We start from the raw sequence: 18,973 nt of genomic DNA on the forward strand, positions 1-18,973 counted from the left end.
CTCCTGCTCAGGCCAGGCCCAGCTGGCTGAGAATCTGGTCATAGCACCGGCGGGCCGCGCCGCGGACGCCCTCACGCTTGTAGACAACGGAGGGACGGGTGGGAATGGCGGCCTGGACGGCATCGGTAAAGGCGGGCAGGGTATCATACAGCACGCCGGCCTCCAGAGACTTACCCTTGAGGAGCGCCTCCAGCTCGGGGGAGCGCATGGGGTGCTTGCTCACGGCGCCCAGGACCACGCGGCAGTCCTCCACCTTGTTGTCGGCGGTGCGCTTGACGTAGATGCTGACAGCCAGCACCACGATAGCCAGGGACTTACGCTTGCCGATCTTGAAGTAGCCAACGGCCTCATCGGGGCCGATGACGGGGAAACGGGCCTCGACCATCAGCTCGTCGGGCCGGATGGCGCAGTTGCCGGGGCCCTTGTTGAAGTCCTCGATGGTCATGATGCGCTCGCCCTTGGCGCTGCGCAGCACCACAGAGGCACCCAGGGTCACCAGGGTCGTGGGGGAGTCGCCGGCCACGGAGGCGTTGACCACGTTGCCGCCGATGGTGCCCAGATTCCGGATCTGGGGAGAACCCACGTGGATAGCGGTCTCGTACAGAGCGGGCAGCTTCTCCTTCACATAGGGGTTGTTCTCCAGGTCGGTGAAGGTGGTGAGGGCGCCGATCTTCACCATGCCGTCCTCTTCCTTCACATAGCGCAGCTCGTCCAGCTTGCTGATGCTGATGACGTGCTCGGGGGTCTTGTGGCGCTCGTTGAGCTCGATGACAACGTCAGTACCGCCGGCGACCACAGCGCAGCTGCTCTGGTACTTGTCCAGCATTTCCACAGCTTCAGCCACTGTGGTGGGGGCGTGATAAGTAAAGGGCTTCATCAGTTCAGGCTCCTTTCTCGGCCTCGCCGTGGATCTTTGCACCGGTCATATCTTCCCAGACCTTGACCACGGAGGACATATCCTCGCGGCCCTGGCCCTTGGCGCGGGCCATCTCATACACCTGGACGGCAGCGGCGGTCATGGGCAGGGGCACCTTCTCGTCGCGGGAGGCCTCCAGAGCCAGGCCCAGGTCCTTGTACTGCAGGTCAACCGCGAAGCCGCCGTTGAACTGGCCGGCCATGATGAACTTCTCCAGCTTGGCGTCCAGGGCGTAGCTGCGGCCGGAGGACACGGAGATGACCTCCTTCATGGTCTCCACGGACAGGCCGCACTTCACGCCCAGGGTCAGGGCCTCAGCCAGGGCAGCCATGTTGCAGCCCAGCAGCAGGTTGTTGACCATCTTGATGGCGTCGCCGCCGCCGACCTCGCCGACGTGGTAGATATTCTTGCCCAGCACGTCGAAGACGGGCTTGACCTTGTTGAAGGTCTCGTCGTCAGCGCCCACCATGATGGTCAGGGTGCCGGCAGCAGCGCCGGACACGCCGCCGCTGACGGGAGCGTCGATGTAATGCACGCCCTTGGCCTCAGCCTTCTTGGCCATGGCCCGGGTGCTGTTGGGAGCGACAGAGCTCATATCGATGATAACGGCGCCTTCCTTGCACTTATCCAGCACGCCGTTCTCGCCGCACATAACGCCTTCCACGATCTTGGCATTGGGCAGGGAGCAGATGATCACATCCACATGGCCGGCCATCTCACTGGCGGAGGAATGGCCGATGGCACCCTTGCCCTCCATCTCCTTCACGGCGGCTTCCACCACGTCAAAGGCGTGGACCTCATAGCCGGCGCTCAGCAGATTGCTGGCCATGGGCTTACCCATTGCGCCAAGACCGATGAAACCAATCTTCATTTTCATGCACTCCATTCTGTCTCGATTTATTGTTTCCTTTTCAGGTCAGCTGTTTTTAAGCTGTGTTCAGACCGTTGGGAACGATGGTTCCCCAGTTTGAAACCGGATTCTGCCGGGGGGACCGGCATTCTCAACGGTCTGAACGGATTTCTTCTCTCATGTTCAATATCGCCATTCCGTTTTGAATTTCGTCTTGGAAAAGGCCCCCGACCAGCGCCATTGGGTCGGTCGGGGGCCTTTTTTCAAGTCTCTGTCAGATTCGCTGCAGCAGCTTAGTGCATGCCGTCCTCGCACTTGGCCTCGGACTTCTGCAGGCCGCCGATACGGCCGACGCCGTTCACAGTGGCGTGGGGACGGCCACCGTCGGCCAGGACAACGGCCATGACGATCTCGTCAGCCTTGGGGGCATCGGGCACACGGACCTCGAAGGAGCCGTAGTGGGTACGCACGAAGGCGGCATCCTTGAAGTGCAGGGAGATGTCCAGGGAAGCGCCGACGCCGCCGACCTTCTCGTTGGAGGGGATGATGGACTTGCCGCCGCCGATGGCCGCACGGATGGGCTTGCCGGCCTTGGGGTGCAGCATAGCGGAGGAATGCTCCAGCTCGCCGTCGGTGCCCACGATGCAGCCCTTGCCGTAGGTCTCAACGTTCTCAGCGCCCAGCAGCTCGGCACCCTTGCGGGCCAGCAGGTCGCCCAGGTACTCGCCGTACTCGGTCAGCTCGCTCAGGTCCTCCTGCCACTTGCCGGCATAGGGGTTCTTGATAACGGCAGCCACGGAGACGGTCTTGATGGACTTCTTCTCGCCGTTCTCGACGGGCATATCAGCGCCGCCCTCATAGAAGACCTCTTCCAGGTTGGTTACGATCTTGCGGATTTTGGGCTCTTTCATGACAATACACTCCTTATATATTGGTTATTGAGGATTTTTCATGATATTCGGCCCCTTCAGGATACCTTTGGGGTCAAACAGGGTGGTCATGCCCTGCACAGTAGCCACGCAGGCCAGCAGGCCGCCCTTTTCGTATTGTTTTCTGGCTTCGGCCACCACCTGTCTCAGCGCCGTGAGCTTCTCCTCCTCGCTCAGAGGTCCCACACCGGTCACGACCCGCAGGTCTGCGATGTCGCTGTCCGGGTCCAGCTCACCTGCCAGGCAGGTATGGACGGCGGGCGAGTCGATATAGGAGCGGTCGGCCAGCAGGGTTGCCAGGGCATCAGCCATGGCGCAGCGGCTGGAAAAGACCGTGACGCCGCTGGCGATGCCGGTGGTCAGGCTGCGGCCGCCCAGGCCGCTGGTAGCAACACCGCCCACCCCGTGCTCGGGCTTGAGACGGAACACCTGGTCCACACCGCCCGGCTTGGACATGTCAAACAGCACGCCCAGCCCCAGTTTTTCTCCCGGAGCCAGCCGGATGGCCACGTCGCCGCCGTTGTTGGCTGCCACCTTGGTGGCGCCCTGCTCCCAGAGATAGTCGGCCACGGTGTCGGCCACAGTGCCGGCCACAGCCGCCATGGGGGTGAGCCAGGGATCGCCGGTGGCCAGCACCGCCTGAGCCATGGTCCGTCCCGCGCCCGACAGCGCCGCCAGCTCCACCTGGGGCGGGTAGCGCCGGAGCATCTCCAGGGACGGCCTGAGGTCCTTCAGGCAGTTGTCAATCACGGGGAAGGCGGAGCGGCACAGCTCCGTGTCCCCCTCCCCGCTCCGCTCGGCGGTGACCACCATGGACACGGGACCGTAGTCAAAGAAGACCCGGCCCGGTGCCAGCTCTCTCATCTGCTCGTCATCCATGGCTTAATTTACTCGCCGATCTCCTTGCGGAGCTCGTCAATGGGCTTGACGCAGTTCATATGACCGCCGATGGCGTCATAGTCGGCCTTGGTCATGGTGTACTCCACGGGAGCCACGGTGGCGGGGGTGGGAACCCAGGTCACGCCGTGGTTGACCATCTTGCCGGCGTCCACGATGAAGTCGATGCCGCCGCCGGGCAGGATGTAAGCGGGAGCGCCGCCGATGGTGAGGACAGCCTTGCCCTCATGGACGGCCTTGGTGATGGCCAGAGGCTTGGAGCAGACGCCGCCCCGGGCGCTGCCGCCGGTGCCGCCGGTGTACATGACGCTGGTCAGGGACTGCTCGCAGTTGTTCATGATATCGTCCGCCAGGGCGGTAGCCTTGTCGGTCATGGGGATTTCCTTCACGTCGCCGTCGGCCTGGACCTCAAAGAGGGCGCGGATCTCACCGGTGGTGTTGAGCACCAGGATCTGCATGCCGGCGTGGGCGCGGGTCATATCCACGCTCTTGATGGCGTCGCGGGGAGTCTCGATGGTGGTACCGCCGATGCCGGTGCCGTGCTCGCCGAAGTAACGGCCGCGGGAGGACTTGCGGGCGTTGGGGATCACGCCGGACCACTCCATGCCCACGTCGGCGCCGGCCAGGTGCTCGGTGAACAGGCCCACCACGTGGTGGTCGATGACGATGCACTCGTCAACGGCTTCCTTCATCTTCTTGGCAAACAGGCCCACGGTAGCGCTGCCGCAGCCGATGCGCATCTTGGACTCCTGCACGCCGTTGATGATGGGGGGCTTGCCCTGCTGCACGACAACCTTGATCTTCTTGTTGACAGACAGCTCCACCTGCTCGCCGTTGGCCAGCTCGGTGATGGTGCGGGCCACGATGAAGCCGTCGGGGCCGGTCAGCTTGTTGGCGCCGCCCACAGCGATCATCTTGGAGCCGTACTCCTCGGTGTTGACCATGCCCACCAGCTTGCCGTCACGGTAGACGGGGTCGCCTTCCTCGCCGATGTAGGTGTTGGTGTCCAGCTTGACCACAACGGCGGAGTAGCTCAGGGGAGCCTCAGTGACTACGGTCACCACTTCCACGCCGTCCCGGACCTCGGAGACGATGTGGGGCGCGGGACGGATGCAGGGATAGTTGGTTCCGGCGCCCACGGCGGTGGTGATGGGGCCTTCCAGGCGCTTGTCGGGATAGACCACATCGCTGCTGGGGGTGATCTCCAGCTTGCGGTTGCGCACCAGCTCACCGTTGACATTGGTGTAGCGCTTGCAGGCGCCGGTGTGGCCCAGAGGCACACGGCACTGCACAGAGCAGTGGGAGCAGATGGCGCAGTTCTCGCTCATCGCAGCGGGCTTGGAGATGGCGCCGAACTTACACACGCGGGTGCACACGCCGCACTCGCAGCACTTCTCGGCATCCACAACCGCCTTGCGCTCCACAACGTGGACAGCGTCCAGGGGGCAGTTTTTCTCGCAGATCATGCAGCCCTTACAGGCTTCCAGGTTCACAATGACCATGAATTGTTGAGCCTCCTCTGTATCATAGGCCTGCCGCCCGTATACCCTCTGCCGGGCGGCAGGCTTGTGTCAATTCGGTTCGATTACAGGACCTTGGCAGCGCGCTTGCAGGGAGGCGTGTTGCGGCTCTTGGCAGCCTTAACGACGCCGTCCACCATGATGATGCTCAGGCCGGGGATATCGCCGCACTCGAAAGCCTCGACGGCGGTGTTGGCCACGGAGCCCATGGGGGCGTCCAGGAAGATGAGGTCGGCCTCGCGGCCCACTTCGATCATACCGGTGTTCAGCTTGTCATACACACGGGCAGCGTTACCGGTGGCCATGCAGACAGCGATCTCGCCGGGGATGCCGGACACGGAAGCCACCTGGCAGATGTTGCGCAGGATGCCCAGGGGGATGATGCCGGTGCCGGAGGGGGCGTCGTTACCGAAGATGATGCGGCCCAGCTGGCCCTTCTCCTGGGCGCGGCGGGCGACGTAGTCAGTGACCTTGGGGTTGCCGCACTGGACGATCTCCATGGCGAAGTCGGTCTCGTCCATCAGCTTGTCCACCTCGTGCAGGGGGATGGCGGTGGGGCCGCCGTTGATGTGGGAGATGACGTCGGGCTTGGTGGCCATGACCTGCTCGGCGGTGACGGTGGAGGAGCCGGGGATGGAGGTGCCGCCGGTGTGCATCTGGACCTTCATGCCGTACTTGTGAGCCCACTCGACCATGGGAGCGGCATCCTCGGGCTGCTTCACGCTGCCCAGGCCGATCTCACCGACGGTCCAGACGCCTTCCTTGGCCATCTCGGCGAAGTCGGCCTCAACCAGGCCCTTCTCCAGGATGACGCTGCCGCCGTGGACCTTCACGCCGCCGGGCTTGAGGGCCGCGAAGGACTTGTGAGCCAGGATGGCCAGAGCCTTGGTGCCGGCGGGATCCTTGGGACGGCCGGGGGTGTGGCACTCGCCGGCGGAGATGATGGTGGTCACGCCGCCGTGGAGCTCGCCCTCGATGAAGTTGCTGGCAAACTGGCGGTGAGCATAATCGCCCAGGCTGGTATGGACGTGAGTGTCGAACAGGCCGGGGGCGACAGTGGCGCCGGCGGCGTCGATGACAGTGCCCTGCTCCACCTCGGCAGCGATCTCAGCAGTGGAGATAGCAGCCAGGGCGTCGCCGCCGATGGCCTTAATCTTGCCGTCAGCGATCAGGATGGTGTCACCCTCAAGAACAGGCTTGTTGATGTCACCGCTGAGAATGGTGCCGATGTTCTTAATGACTGTCATGCTCATTGTGAAAAACTCCTTTCATCTTTTAGCCGGTGCTAAATCGGCGTTTTACCTTTTTCATGACATGCGGGGTTTGTATTGCTCTACCGCTCCGGTCATCGGCTATGGCCTCCGCCAGGAGCGTGTATCGCCTAAAGAGCAGGGCATTGGCCCTGATATATCAGCCGGGGCGCCCGTTTTGCTGGGCGCCCCGGCTGCGGTTAGAATATGTAGCCGTCCGGGACACCCCTGAATCAGGCCAGCTTATAGTCGCCTTCCTTGATCCAGCCCTGCTTGCGCATAATCTCGGAGAAGAGCAGCGCCAGCGCGGCAGGAAGCACGAAGCAGATCAGAACCAGGCCAATCCAGTCCATCGCGCCAGGGGCAATGGCGGAAGCGCCGGCGTTCAGGGCCGCCTCAGAGGGAGTGAACCAGCCGGTAACAACGCCGATGGGACCCACCAGACCGCTGGTGCCCATACCAGAGGAGATGGGCGAGCCGTTCATCTGCAGGTTGAAGATGCAGGTGGCGATAGGACCGGTCACAGCGGCGGCCAGCGTGGGCGGCAGCCACAGGATTGGCTTGCTCATCAGGTTGGGAACCAGCAGCATGGAGGTGCCCAGGCCGATGGAGACCAGGCCGTTCATCTTGTTCTCACGATAAGTACACACGGCAAAGCCCACCATCTGAGCGCAGCAGCCAGCCACAGCGGCGCCGCCGGCCAGACCGGTCAGGCTCAGCGCCGCGCAGACAGCAGCGGAGCTGATGGGGAGAGTCAGGACGATACCAACAATCACAGACACCAGAATGCCCATGAAGAAGGGCTGCTGCTCGGTGGCCCACATGATGATGGTGCCCAGCCAGGAGGCGAACGCACCAATCGACGGGGCCAGGAACTGTGCTACCAGGACGCCGACAATGATGGTGACAGCCGGGGTAACAATCAGGTCGACAGGAGTACGCTTGGAGACCAGCTTGCCGAAGAAGATGGCAATCAGGGTGACGAAGTACACGGCCAGAGGACCGCCGGCGCCGCCCAGGGTGTTGGTGGCGTAGCCGACTGTGGCCAGGGAATAGAGGACGTAGGGATCGCACTTGACGGCATAGCCGATGGCCAGAGCCATGGCCGCACCTTGTACGGCGGAGGTCTGCCCGGAGATGCTCATCAGGAACTCGCCGACTACACCCGGGATAAAGGTACCAACGGTGTTGATGATGGTGCCGATGAGGAGCGAGGCAAACAAGCCGTGAGCCATGCCGCCCAGGGCCTGGATGCCAATCCGGTTCCAGGAGATTTCGATGTTCTGTTCCTTGAAGTACTTCCTAATGCCAGTCAGTTCTTGCGTATTTTTCTGCTCGGTCATACTTTTCCTCCCTCTCATATCATGTTCGGTAGGTGGGGATTTCTGAGAGTGGGGCGGCACGGTGCGCACCGTATCCGCCCCTGTCGCCGGCTGTTATTGAAAAACGTATCTGGGGAATACGTTTCGCAACCAAAAAGGGCGTCGCTTCATTGCCAGTACAAAATTTTCAACTTTTTTGCTTGAACGTCTTGCTTTTTACATTTTATATATTTATAATATAATATAATTTGACAAAATTCCTTTTTTCCGTTCTATATCTTTCATATTTCTTATCTGAAAAAAGAGGGCAGCAGAGACAGCAGGGCATTTTCAATGAAAACTCCGTCCCCCTCATTGCCTATATTATAACATTCTTCCTATGACATGACAAATACTTTTATACTTCTAAAACATTGATATTATATATTTTTTATATATGACTTTTGTTCGGTTAGGCTGATTATCAGGGAGCTGATTTGTGCAATGACGCTAAAACAATTGGAATATTTCCTGGAAATCGCCAAGATGGGCAGCGTAACCCGGGCTGCCCAAAGTTTAAATGTATCACAGCCGCCTGTCAGCCTTCAGCTCAAGCTGTTGGAGGATGAACTTGGCTCCCCCCTTTTCATCCGTGACAAGCGTCATCTGGAGATTACGCCGGCCGGAATTCTCCTGCGTGAGCGTGCCCAGGCTATCCTCGCCCTGCTGGAGGAGACTTCCAGGGATATTCAGCTTATTTCCCAGGAAAAACACATGCTTATCCGCATCGCCACCATCGGTTCCATTAACAGCCAGATTCTCCCGGAGAAGATTGCCCACTTCTGCAGCGACTATCCCTATGTGAACTTTCAGGTTGTGGAGGGCCCCACCGAGTCCGTGCTGGCCGCCCTGCGGGAAAATGAGGCGGACATCGGTTTTGTGCGTGAACCTTTTAATGTAACGTCCTTCCACGTGGTGCCAATCCGCAACACCGTGCTCCCTCCGGGAGAGGCCGACCACTTTGTCGCTCTGGCCAAGCCCTATTTCTTTGAGGGGAACACCGGAAATGCCATTCCGCTGGAGGAGCTGCAGGGCAAGCCGCTGGTCACGCACCGGCGTTATCGCGAGATGCTGGTCACCGCCTGCCGGAAGCACGGCTTCACTCCCCACATCATATGTGAAAACGACGGGATTCAGTCCTCCCTGAGCTGGACCCAGGCAGGCATCGGTATCGCCATCGCGCCATATACATCTGCCGTCATCAATACCGATTCGTCACTGGTCATCCGCCACCTGGAGGATCTGAATTTCAGCCCCCGCGTCTGTCTTATCTGGAACCAGAGCAAGAAGCTGTTTTCCGAGATCACCGCATTCATTAATTTATTCTGATTAGTGCAGTCCTGAAAGACAAATCTTGCCCCTTTTCTCTCTCACGGGCGGATTCTTACGGACGGAACGGTTTTTTTACGCAAGTTTTTTGAAAAATCCTGCAAAAAACTATTGACAGATACCGGGGGTAAGACAGTATACTTATGCCAATGTAGTGCGCAGGGCCGTGCCCTCCAGTCCCGTCCGGCGGAGGGTGTCCCCCCGAGCAACCGCAGATATATCTCATAGATGTGGCTTATATATATATTTAAGGAAGCCGCTCTACCAGATCAGGAGGTAAACATCATGGATTATGTGAATCAGGTACTGGCTGACGTCAAGGCGAAGAATCCCCACGAGCCGGAGTTCCTGCAGACCGCCACTGAGGTGCTCAACTCCCTGCGCCCCATCGTGGAGCGCCGCCCCGAGTATCAGAAGGCCAAGATCCTGGAGCGGATGGTCGAGCCCGAGCGGATCATCACCTTCCGTGTGCCCTGGATTGATGACAAGGGCGAGTATCAGGTCAACCGCGGCTTCCGCGTCCAGTTCAACAGCGCCATCGGCCCCTACAAGGGCGGCCTGCGCTTCCACCCCACTGTCAACCAGAGCGTCATGAAGTTCCTGGGCTTCGAGCAGATCTTCAAGAACTCCCTCACCGGCCTGCCCATCGGCGGCGGCAAGGGCGGCAGCGACTTCGACCCCAAGGGCAAGAGCGACGACGAGGTCATGCGCTTCTGCCAGAGCTTCATGACTGAGCTCTACCGCCACATCGGCCCCGACTGCGACGTGCCCGCCGGCGACATCGGCGTGGGCGGCCGCGAGATCGGCTACCTGTACGGCCAGTACAAGCGCCTCACCGGCCAGTACTGCGGCGTGCTCACCGGCAAGGGTCTGAGCTACGGCGGCTCCCTGGCCCGCACCCAGGCCACTGGCTACGGCGTGGTGTACCTGGCCAACGAGGTCCTGACCCACAAGGGCAAGAGCTTCCAGGGCCAGAAGGTCATCGTGTCCGGTTCCGGCAACGTGGCCATCTACGCCGCTGAGAAGGCCACCGAGCTGGGCGCCGTGGTTATCGCCATGTGCGACTCCAACGGCTACATCGTGGACAAGAACGGTGTGGACGTGGCCACCATCAAGGAGATCAAGGAGGTCCGCCGCGGCCGTATCCGCGAGTACGTGGAGGCCCATCCCCAGGCCGAGTACCACGAGGGCTGGCAGGGCATCTGGACCGTTCCCTGCGACATCGCCCTGCCCTGCGCCACCCAGAACGAGATCGACCTGGAGGCTGCCAAGAGCCTGCTGAAGAATGGCTGCTGGATGGTCACCGAGGGCTCCAACATGCCTTCCACCCTGGAGGCCATGGATGCCTTCGCCGAGGCCGGCATCCTGTTCGTGCCCAGCAAGGCCGCCAACGCCGGCGGCGTGGCCGTCTCCGCCCTGGAGATGAGCCAGAACAGCCTGCGTCTGTCCTGGACCTTCGAGGAGGTGGACAGCCGCCTGAAGGATATCATGTCCAACATCTACAAGAACATGTCCGCCGCCGCCGAGGAGTACGGCAAGACCCCCGAGGACTATGTCCTGGGCGCCAACGTGGCCGCCTTCATCAAGGTCGCCGACGCCATGATGGCTCAGGGTTGGGTGTAATTTTCTCCCCAATTAAAACCGGCAGTATAAGCGCCGCCTGTCCCCCTGCGGGACGGGCGGCGCTTTTTGCATATAAAAGGAACGGGCCCCTGCCTTTTGGTAGGGGCCCGCTGTTGCCTGACGTACGTTAATATTAGTAATAGTTGGTGGGCTGGACCATGGAGAAGGAGATCATTACCACCTTGCCGCCGCCCATGGTCGGGATATTGTCCATGTAGCTGAACCGGATCTCCCGGTAATCACTCTGGCCCTGGGTGCCCCGCGTGTAAATCCTCGAAACCAGCGTGGAGCCGCCGGTAGGAATCTGGGAACCCTCGGTATAGCCGCATTCATTTACCAGCGCGGTGAGGTAGGCATTTATCTCGGACTCCTGCACTCCGTAGTAGCTGAAACCGCCTATCTTGCCGGTGACATATTTCTCCTCATGGCGGGTCGAGCTGGGGCTGAAGCTGTCAAAGGACGGGATACCGTCAAAGCCGTAGTAATCGGCGTAGCTGTAGCTGGGCTGCTCAGTGGTAGAACCTCCCTGGTTTCCGCTGCTGGTGGAACCGCCCTCATTGCCGCCGGTGGAGCCGCCCTGGTTGCCGCCGGAGCTGGAGCCGCCGGAGTTGGCGGGATCGCCGTCATGAGAATAGAACTCCATCCGGGCCGCATTGTCCAGAAGGTCGCACTCAATATACGTGTCTACAATAATATTGAAATCCCGGTTGGCGCTCACACTCTCAATGATGGTCTTTTCACCGAGCAGGCGGCCGCTGGCATCATAGAAGTAGAGGTCAAACCAGCAGCTGTCGTAGGTGCTCCGGCCCTGGATGTTGATAGACAGCTCATAGTTATCGCTGCCCCGGCGAGCCTCAATACTGTTGACAACAAAGGATGTAATGTTCCAGGTATCGTTCACTCTGCCGTCTCTGTAATAGGTAGTCAAGTTGAAGGGGCCGTACTCCCGGCCCACCACGGGCACTTTGACATCCACCTTTCTGGTCACATATACCCAGCAGTAATCGTCCTGGCCGTTGGGCGCCGTGGCGGTGATAATGGCGCTGCCCTCGCCCACGGCGGTGACGGTGCCATCCTCAGAGACGGTGGCTACGCTGGGGGTGTCGGAGGTCCAGTCAAGGGAGAGGGGGCTGGCGTTAGAGGGGGTGAGGGATACGTTCAGCTTCCTGCTCTCGCCCTCGGTCATCTCCACTCTGGAATCGCTGAAGCGGACCCGGGTGATCTCCACCTCGGTGACCGTCACGGAGCACTGGGCTTTGACGCTGCCCGCCGTAGCGGTTACCAGGCAGGCGCCGCCCCGATTGGCCGTGATCTTACCGTCGTCTGTGACGGACACCACATTGTTGCTGACACTCCACTCCACCTTGGTGCTGGCGTTGACAGGCGTCAGGGTAGCGGTAAGCTGGTAGGTCTCACCGGCCTTCAGGGTCAGAGTGTTGCGGTTGAGGGTAATGCCGGTGGCGGCCACGTCCGACTTCTTCAGGGTGATGGACTGGCGCTGGTCGGGCATGGCCATGCGGGAGAGGATGGCGGACACAGAGGCCCGGTCGATGGTGGTCTCAGGCAGGAAGGTGCCCACCTTGTCGCTGCCGGTGAGGATGCCCGCCCGGTAGAGGGTGTAGATGTCGTTATAGTTGGCACTGCCGGAGGCCACGTCGGGGATGCCGCCGTCCTCCACGGTGTTGATTGCCTTCAGGGCGCTCGCGGGCAGGGACTTGGCCATGATGGCGGCAAACTGCCGGCGGGTGGCGTTGGCGTTGTAGTCGCTGTACTGGCCGGAGGTAATGATGCCCTTGTCAATGGCATAGTCCACATAGGGCTGATACCAGGGGCTGCCGCCGGTGAAGTCGGCGTTGTCGCCGTAATAGGTGCTGTACAGGCGGCAGGCCAGGGTCAGAGTGGAGCTGATGGTGATGGGGTCGTTGGGAGAGAAGGTGGTCTTGCTGGTGCCCTCCACCAGGCCCAGCTTATAGGCGTTCTCCACGCTTCCGGCGTACCAGCTGTTGGCCTGCACGTCGGTAAACTGGCCTACCGGATACTCCCGCTCGGCCTTGAAATTGTCCATACTCTCAGCAGCCAGCGCCGCACCGGGCAGCAGCGAGACGCAGAGCGCACCCGCCGCTATCCACGATAAAATCCGTTTCTTTCTCATGCTACCTACTCCTTTTCTGCGTTTATTGTTTCCTTCTATTTGCAAAAGCTGACGCTTTGGCAAAAGGCTTTCACAGTCCATCACGCCGGCACGATGGCGATCATGATGCCCGGAATTCCGCTTGCAATCACCACGCCGAACATGACACTGTATACTCCGTTGTCAAATATCAGTGTGGTTCCGCCGTCGCTGTTCTCAAAATCACCCAGCATATAGAAGCCGCTGCTCACCAGTGCCTGCACATAGAGGTCGGCAAAGTCATTCATGTGGCCCGCCTGATCGAGCGCAGTGCTGGAATAGAAATAGCTTCCGCTGCCTTCCGTGGGGTCGGTAACGTCAACCAGCGCATCAATGCCCATCAGCGCACCGAAATCCGGCACACCGGGGAATGCGGCGTAGCTGCCCGTCGTGGGCTGGGGCTCAGGCTGGACAGGCTTTGTCACCGTTACCGTGCACTGGGCGGACACACCGTTGGCCGTCTGGGCGGTAATCACCGTGCTGCCCGCTGCCACAGCGGTAACTGTGCCGCCGCTCACCGTTGCAACCCCGGTGTTGGAGGAGCTCCAGGTGAGCGCACTGTTAGTTGCGTCGGCAGGGGTCACAGACGCGGTGAGCGCTGCGCTCCCGCCAACCTCCAGGCTCAGGGAACTCTTGCTCAGCGTCACAGCCGTCACCGGGTTTTCCTTGACCGGCGGAGTCAGCGTAATGCTCTGGCGCTGTCCGGGCAGAGCCATGCGGGACACGATGGTAGCCACCGAAGCCCGGTCAATGGTAGTCTCAGGCAGGAAGCTGCCCTGCTTGTCACTGCCGGTAAGTACGCCTGCCCGGTAGAGGGTATAGACCTCCTCATAGTCCGAGCTGCCAGTGGCCACATCAGGGATGGCGCCGTAATCAATCTCGTTGATGGCGGTCAGCGCGCTCTCAGGCAGGGCCTGGGCGAGAATGGCCGCAAACTGCCGGCGGGTGGCGGCAGCGTTGTAATCGCTGTACCTTCCCTCGGCAATGATGCCGTTTTCCACCGCATAATCCACGTAGACCTGATACCAGGGGCTGCCCTGGACAAAATCTGCCGTGCCGGTGTGGTAAATGCTGTGGAGCCGGCAGGACAGTGCCAGCGCCGAGCCGATGGTGATGCTCCCGTTGGGATCAAAGGTGGTCTCGCTGGTGCCCGAAACCAGCCCCAGCTCATAGGCGGACTCCACGCTTCCGGCATACCAGCTGCTCGGCGACACGTCAGTGAACTGTCCGTCAGCATAGGTTCGTCCAGCCTTGAAGTTATCCATACTCTCAGCGGCGAGCGCTGCTGACGGCAGCAGTGACAGGCAGAGCACGCCTGCTGTCAGCACGGAAAGAAGCCGTTTACTTCTCATTTCAACCTTCCTCCTGCCATTTCAGTGATTTAAAACAAGGTCTTCTCATTTTCAAGGAAGAGCTTGTCGTTGATTTCGCTCAGCTCCATCTGGTGGGTGATGCCGAACCCGATGATAGCGTCCCGCTTGTTCTTGGGGTAGATCTCTGCCAGCGCGGCCTGCCGGAGCAGACGCTGCGTCTCACCCAATGTGGCGCCAAGTCCCACACACAGACAGAGCAGCTTGTCACGGGAGGGCTTCCGCCGCCCGGAGAACACCTGGTGCAGATATACCTCACTCATCCCCGCCTTGCGGGCCAGTGCCGCCTTGGAGATGTCTTTCTTGTCATAGAGTGCATTAAGCAGCTCAGAAATGCTCCGATCCGAAAAATAGAAGCGATTTTCCTTAATATAGGAGTCAATATCGTCCTTGCTCATGAGCTCCTGATTCAGATCGTCCGTGCTCTTCTCTTCCACACTTTTCACTCCTCTTTGACTTCTGTTTGGAAATCGTATATACTAAATCTACAACATTTGGTATGAGGATACAATATGCCCACTGCATAGTGTTTCAGATTTTGGGGTGATTTCCATTTATACTTGGCTGTCTGATAGGCTGCGGGAGGAGTACCAGCTGGTCCGGATTCTGAAGGAGAGCCCCCGGGGCAGTGTACACCTAATCCGTCACAAAACCACCGCTCAAAAGTTTATTCTGCGGCATTTTTACGGCAATTCCGAGGTATACCGCGCCCTGCTGGACTATACCTGCCCCAACCTCCCCACCGTCTATGAGGTGGCGGAACGGGATGGGGAAAACCTGGTGTTAGAGGAATTTATTGAGGGCGACACCCTGGGTTTTCTCCTCAAGGGCGCCCTCTTCTCTCCGGAGGAGACCAAAAAAATCGTCAGTCAGGTGTGCCGGGCCCTGTGGGTGCTCCACTCCATCGGCGCCGTCCACCGGGACGTAAAGCCGGAGAACATCATTCTCCGTGGCTCGGAGGCCCTGCTCATCGACTTCGACGCCGCCCGTTTACATAAGCCGGAGCACGACAACGACACCCAGATCCTGGGCACCACCGGCTACGCCGCCCCGGAGCAGTACGGTCTGTCCCAGTCGGACATCCGCACCGATATCTACTCCCTGGGCATCCTCATCAACGTGATGCTCACCGGCGAGCACCCCTCCAAGCATCTGGCCAGCGGCAAAATGGGCCGTATCGTGGACCGCTGCACCCACGTCAACCCCCAGCGGCGGTACAAGAACGTGCTGCGGCTGATGGAGGCCCTGTAACATGAGCGGCAGGACCAGGCCGTGCCCCCACTGCGGCACGGCGCTGCCCGAGGACGCCTCCTTCTGTCCCCACTGCGCCCAGCCTGTCCGTCCCCGGAGGGAAGTTGTGGTGCCGGTCCGCATGTGGTGGAAGAAGGTCCGGCTGGCCCTCCAGCTGTCAGGACTGGTGCTGCTGGCGGCAGGCGGGCTTCTGCTGGGAACGGCGCTGTACCAGGCCGTCACCCCCGACGTCTACGACGCCTACGGCGAGGTGGTCTATTCCACCGGCAGCAATTCCTACCATCTCTACCTTACCTTCCAGGACAACGCCTCCGGTCCCCAGCCGGAATACACAGTACAGGCAGAGAAGTATGTGGCCTATGATCGGGCCTCCAACCTGTTCATCACCCACGTGGAGAGCGGACACAACGCCAGCCCCATGTTCCTCCAACTGGTGGACACCTTCTATGCCCAGCTCATCCAGCCGGAGGACAGCCCCTCCCCCATGACCTGCTCCCAGCCCATGTACCAGTCCTACGACGACGACGTGGCCCTGGTGACTATCGTGAATCTCTCCGGCCAGAGCAGTCCGGCGGAGCTGGTTTGGACCTTCAACATGAAAAACGGGGACACCATCCGCCTGCGGCAGAAGCTCTATCTGGAGCAGGTGGAGACCCTGGACTACTACCCGGAGGACTACCCCATGGACACCATTGAGGAGCTTCAGGCCCTGGTGGACCAAATTGCCGAAGAGGCCTCCCCGTCCGCCATGGTGTACGTCCACCTGCCCCCGGTCCACTACCAGGGCGGCCTTACCATTCGCCGCCGGGGCGTCAGCCTTTACGGCAGCGTGGATGAGAAAAACATGCGCACCTCCTTTACCGGACCGGTGGTGATCGCCCCGGAGAAAAAGCCGGTATCCTTTATCCAGAATATCGACTTCCGGGGGAGCGGCTCCGGCGTGGGGCTCACCCTCTCCGCCGAGAGCCGGGTAGAGAATTGTTTCTTCTCCGGCTGGGACACCGGCCTGCTGGTCACCGGCGATGACTGGTGCGACCCGGTGGGCTGCTGGTTTGAGGACAACAGCACAGGCTTCTGCTTTGACAGTGCTGGAGACTATGCCAATTATACCCGTTTTGAATGCAACACCTTCCGCAGCAATGGCACCGCCGTTCTGCTCCAGCAGGTGCCCACCAACAGGACCATCGATTTCATCGGCTCCCGCTTCACCGGCAACAACGTGAACATCGACAACCCCTGCGGCCAGCCGGTGGACATCTCCTACGCCATCTTTGAATAACTCACCGAACCACGGAACAGAGCGGGATTTATCATGGAACACCTTTGCCCACACTGCGGCGCCCCCCTGCCGGAGGACGCCTCCTTCTGCCCCCACTGCGCCCAGAGCATCCGGACCCGGAAGCCGGCCCAGGTTCCCGCCCATCTGTGGCGGAAGGGGCTGAAAATCGCGGCCCTTGTGATTGTGCTTCTGGCAGCCGCCGCCGGGCTGCTGGCCCTTTTCATCCACAACAACGCTCCCTCCGGCATGCCCGAGGGGGAGGTCCATCAGGTGGTGCTCACCGAGGATGAGGAGGGCATGGTCAAGGTCACAGCCGATCTGATGCGGGAGTACTTCCCCAGGGTGACCTATATCAACTTCGGCACCACCTCCCTGACCAGCGACAACATCGACGACTACCTGATCAACTCTTTCCAGATGGCCGCGCTGGTGTCCTCCCAGGGCACCAGCGGATCCGACGGGGAGTGGGGCCAGTTCAACGCCCGCAAAGCGGGGGGTGACAGCCTGTATCTGCTGCTCTTTGACACCAACACCCACCTGATGGGCTACTCCATCGGACCGGCCACCAACCTGGGAGATGGCCAGTGGCAGCTGGACGTGACGCTGTGCGACTACGACTTTACCGACCTCTACCTGGAGCAGAGCGCCGCCTTTGACGACCAGTGGCAGGACCTCTTCTCCACCTGCATCCCCCCGGAGGAGCTGGAGTCCTCAGGTGTGGTGTGGTTCCTGAAGGGCTACAACACAGGGCGGGGCCCGGTACTGCGGAAGGATGACTCCCAGATTTTCCGTCTGTGGCTCCAGTACCACGATCCGGATATGGAGCGGCAGTGCCGTGAGATTGAGCGGCTGGAGGAATTCCTGCCCGACGAGGGCCGCTGGATGTGCTACCTGCTGCTGGACGCGGACTACAACCTGCTGGGCTACACCATGCTGGACTATCAGGGAAACGGAGGATAAGCCATGGAACACAAATGTCCCCACTGCGGTGCGGACCTGCCGGAGGAGGCCTCTTTCTGTCCCCATTGCGCCAGGACTGTATCCCCCCGCAAGACAGCCAAGGTGCCGGTGCCCATGCTGAAGCGGGTGCTGCTGGGCCTGCTGGTACTGGTCATCGTCTCCGCCGTAGCCGTGGGGCTGTGGCTGAACTTGAAACCCAGCACCTACGACGAGTACGGCCAGGTGACCTACACCGCCGAGGACGGCACCGTCTATCAGGTGCTGCTGGCCTCCGGCGCCGACCGCTTCACCCCTCAGCCCGAGCTGACCATCCCCTGCGAGGCGGACGGCCAGTACCGGATGCCCTCCCGGCTGTATATCCACAACAGCGGCTCCGGCGAGGACGCCAACCAGGCCTTTCTGGAGCTGGTGGAGTCGGCCTCCGCTGAATTTATTGGTCAGGAGGACAGCCCCTCCCCCATGGTCTGCTCCCAGCCCGCCTACAACGAGGCCCTTCCAGACGCCGCCCTCATCTCCCTGCTGGACTTCACCGGAGAGAGCACCCCGGCGGAGCTGGTGTGGACCCTTCACATGAAGAACGGGGACACCATCCGCCTGCGGCAGACCTATGAGCCGGAGCTCATTGAGACCCTGGACTACTATCCGGAGGACTACCCCATGGACACCATTGAGGACCTCCAGGCCCTGGTGGACCAGATTGAGCAGGATGTCCCCCTGCCCACCGTGGTGAACCTCCACCTGCCCGCCGTGACCTATGTGGGAGAGCTCACCATCCAGGACCGCCCCTTCAACGTGTACGGCTCCACGGACGCCGACGGCAACCGCACCACCTTCACCAGCACCGTCTTTATCACCTCTCCCAACAGTGATATCATGTATTTTCAGGACCTGGACTTTGCTGGCAGCGGAACGGGCCCCGGCGTGTCCGTCTCAGCCTTCTTCCGGGCCACCAACTGCTCCTTTACCAACTGGGAGACCGGCGTGCTGGCCTACGGCACCTGCTGGGTCAATGTCATCGGCTGCCGCTTTGACGGCAACCAGGTGGGCTTTGACTTCAACAGCACCGGGGAGTATGTCAACCACTCCATGTTCAACGACAACTACTTTTCCAACAACGGCACCGCCGTGCTGCTGGAGGCCGTGCCCACCGACGTGACCATGAACTTCCAGGGCTCGGTATTCTCCAACAACCAGACCGACATTGACAACCGCTGCGACCAGCCCCTGGACCTGTCCCAGGTCACCTTTGATACCAAGGAGTGAACACC

Annotated in this window: 16 protein-coding genes; 6 read left to right on the forward strand and 10 right to left on the reverse strand. The window is 60.6% G+C overall.

Annotated elements, in window-relative coordinates; translation table 11 throughout:
- Positions 1-7: 7 nt before the first annotated feature.
- From ACOX7T_RS13290 to ACOX7T_RS13320, 7 genes are all read right to left on the reverse strand, one after another.
- Entirely contained in the window at positions 8-877 is an 870-nt protein-coding gene (locus ACOX7T_RS13290) for an FAD binding domain-containing protein (RefSeq protein WP_433443582.1), read from the reverse strand.
- Positions 878-881: 4 nt separating this feature from the next.
- A complete protein-coding gene (locus ACOX7T_RS13295) occupies positions 882-1,802 on the reverse strand; it encodes an NAD(P)-dependent oxidoreductase (RefSeq protein ID WP_433443584.1) in 921 nt (306 codons plus the stop codon).
- Positions 1,803-2,059: 257 nt separating this feature from the next.
- Positions 2,060-2,677 (reverse strand): amino acid synthesis family protein, encoded by a 618-nt coding sequence (locus ACOX7T_RS13300; RefSeq protein ID WP_148316534.1) that lies wholly within the window; start codon positions 2,675-2,677, stop codon positions 2,060-2,062.
- A 24-nt stretch (positions 2,678-2,701) separates the two neighbouring features.
- Positions 2,702-3,559 carry a hypothetical protein gene (locus ACOX7T_RS13305; protein ID WP_433443587.1) on the reverse strand — a complete coding sequence of 286 codons (858 nt, stop codon included), beginning with the start codon at positions 3,557-3,559 and terminating at the stop codon, positions 2,702-2,704.
- 23 nt (positions 3,560-3,582) lie between these two features.
- Entirely contained in the window at positions 3,583-5,094 is a 1,512-nt protein-coding gene (locus ACOX7T_RS13310; RefSeq protein ID WP_433443589.1) for a DUF362 domain-containing protein, read from the reverse strand.
- A gap of 83 nt (positions 5,095-5,177) precedes the next feature.
- Positions 5,178-6,365 (reverse strand): amidohydrolase family protein, encoded by a 1,188-nt coding sequence (locus ACOX7T_RS13315; RefSeq protein ID WP_433443591.1) that lies wholly within the window; start codon positions 6,363-6,365, stop codon positions 5,178-5,180.
- 230 nt (positions 6,366-6,595) lie between these two features.
- Entirely contained in the window at positions 6,596-7,705 is a 1,110-nt protein-coding gene (locus tag ACOX7T_RS13320; protein WP_433443593.1) for a PTS transporter subunit IIC, read from the reverse strand.
- Positions 7,706-8,167: 462 nt separating this feature from the next.
- Here ACOX7T_RS13320 and ACOX7T_RS13325 point away from each other — a divergent pair, with 462 nt between their 5' ends.
- Positions 8,168-9,052 carry a LysR family transcriptional regulator gene (locus ACOX7T_RS13325; RefSeq protein WP_433443595.1) on the forward strand — a complete coding sequence of 295 codons (885 nt, stop codon included), beginning with the start codon at positions 8,168-8,170 and terminating at the stop codon, positions 9,050-9,052.
- 285 nt (positions 9,053-9,337) lie between these two features.
- Entirely contained in the window at positions 9,338-10,675 is a 1,338-nt protein-coding gene (gdhA, locus tag ACOX7T_RS13330) for an NADP-specific glutamate dehydrogenase (RefSeq protein ID WP_433443597.1), read from the forward strand.
- Positions 10,676-10,808: 133 nt separating this feature from the next.
- On the opposite strand, the gene ACOX7T_RS13335 is transcribed toward gdhA, so the two are convergent.
- From ACOX7T_RS13335 to ACOX7T_RS13345, 3 genes are all read right to left on the reverse strand, one after another.
- Positions 10,809-12,827, reverse strand: a complete 2,019-nt coding sequence (locus ACOX7T_RS13335; protein ID WP_433443600.1) for an Ig-like domain-containing protein — start codon at positions 12,825-12,827, stop codon at positions 10,809-10,811.
- Between the two features lie 80 nt (positions 12,828-12,907).
- Positions 12,908-14,197: an S-layer homology domain-containing protein gene (locus ACOX7T_RS13340; RefSeq protein ID WP_433443602.1), complete on the reverse strand. Its 1,290-nt coding sequence runs from the start codon at positions 14,195-14,197 to the stop codon at positions 12,908-12,910.
- 29 nt (positions 14,198-14,226) lie between these two features.
- Positions 14,227-14,652 carry a helix-turn-helix domain-containing protein gene (locus ACOX7T_RS13345; protein ID WP_433443604.1) on the reverse strand — a complete coding sequence of 142 codons (426 nt, stop codon included), beginning with the start codon at positions 14,650-14,652 and terminating at the stop codon, positions 14,227-14,229.
- Between the two features lie 106 nt (positions 14,653-14,758).
- On the opposite strand from ACOX7T_RS13345, the gene ACOX7T_RS13350 reads away from it, so the two are divergent.
- Genes ACOX7T_RS13350 through ACOX7T_RS13365 form a run of 4 tightly spaced genes read left to right on the forward strand, consistent with a single transcriptional unit; the run spans position 14,759 to position 18,968 of the window.
- Positions 14,759-15,466: a serine/threonine protein kinase gene (locus ACOX7T_RS13350; RefSeq protein ID WP_294553448.1), complete on the forward strand. Its 708-nt coding sequence runs from the start codon at positions 14,759-14,761 to the stop codon at positions 15,464-15,466.
- Between the two features lies 1 nt (position 15,467).
- Positions 15,468-16,745: a zinc-ribbon domain-containing protein gene (locus ACOX7T_RS13355; protein WP_433443606.1), complete on the forward strand. Its 1,278-nt coding sequence runs from the start codon at positions 15,468-15,470 to the stop codon at positions 16,743-16,745.
- A 33-nt stretch (positions 16,746-16,778) separates the two neighbouring features.
- Complete coding sequence (locus ACOX7T_RS13360) at positions 16,779-17,705, forward strand: zinc ribbon domain-containing protein (protein WP_433443609.1); 927 nt, start codon at positions 16,779-16,781, stop codon at positions 17,703-17,705.
- A 3-nt stretch (positions 17,706-17,708) separates the two neighbouring features.
- On the forward strand, positions 17,709-18,968 hold the full coding sequence (locus ACOX7T_RS13365) for a zinc-ribbon domain-containing protein (RefSeq protein WP_433443612.1): 1,260 nt from the start codon (positions 17,709-17,711) through the stop codon (positions 18,966-18,968).
- The last annotated feature ends 5 nt before the right edge of the window (positions 18,969-18,973 follow it).

Origin of the sequence: Pseudoflavonifractor sp. (assembly GCF_050943825.1) — a bacterium.
In the GTDB taxonomy this organism is placed as follows: Bacteria; Bacillota; Clostridia; order Oscillospirales; family Oscillospiraceae; genus Pseudoflavonifractor.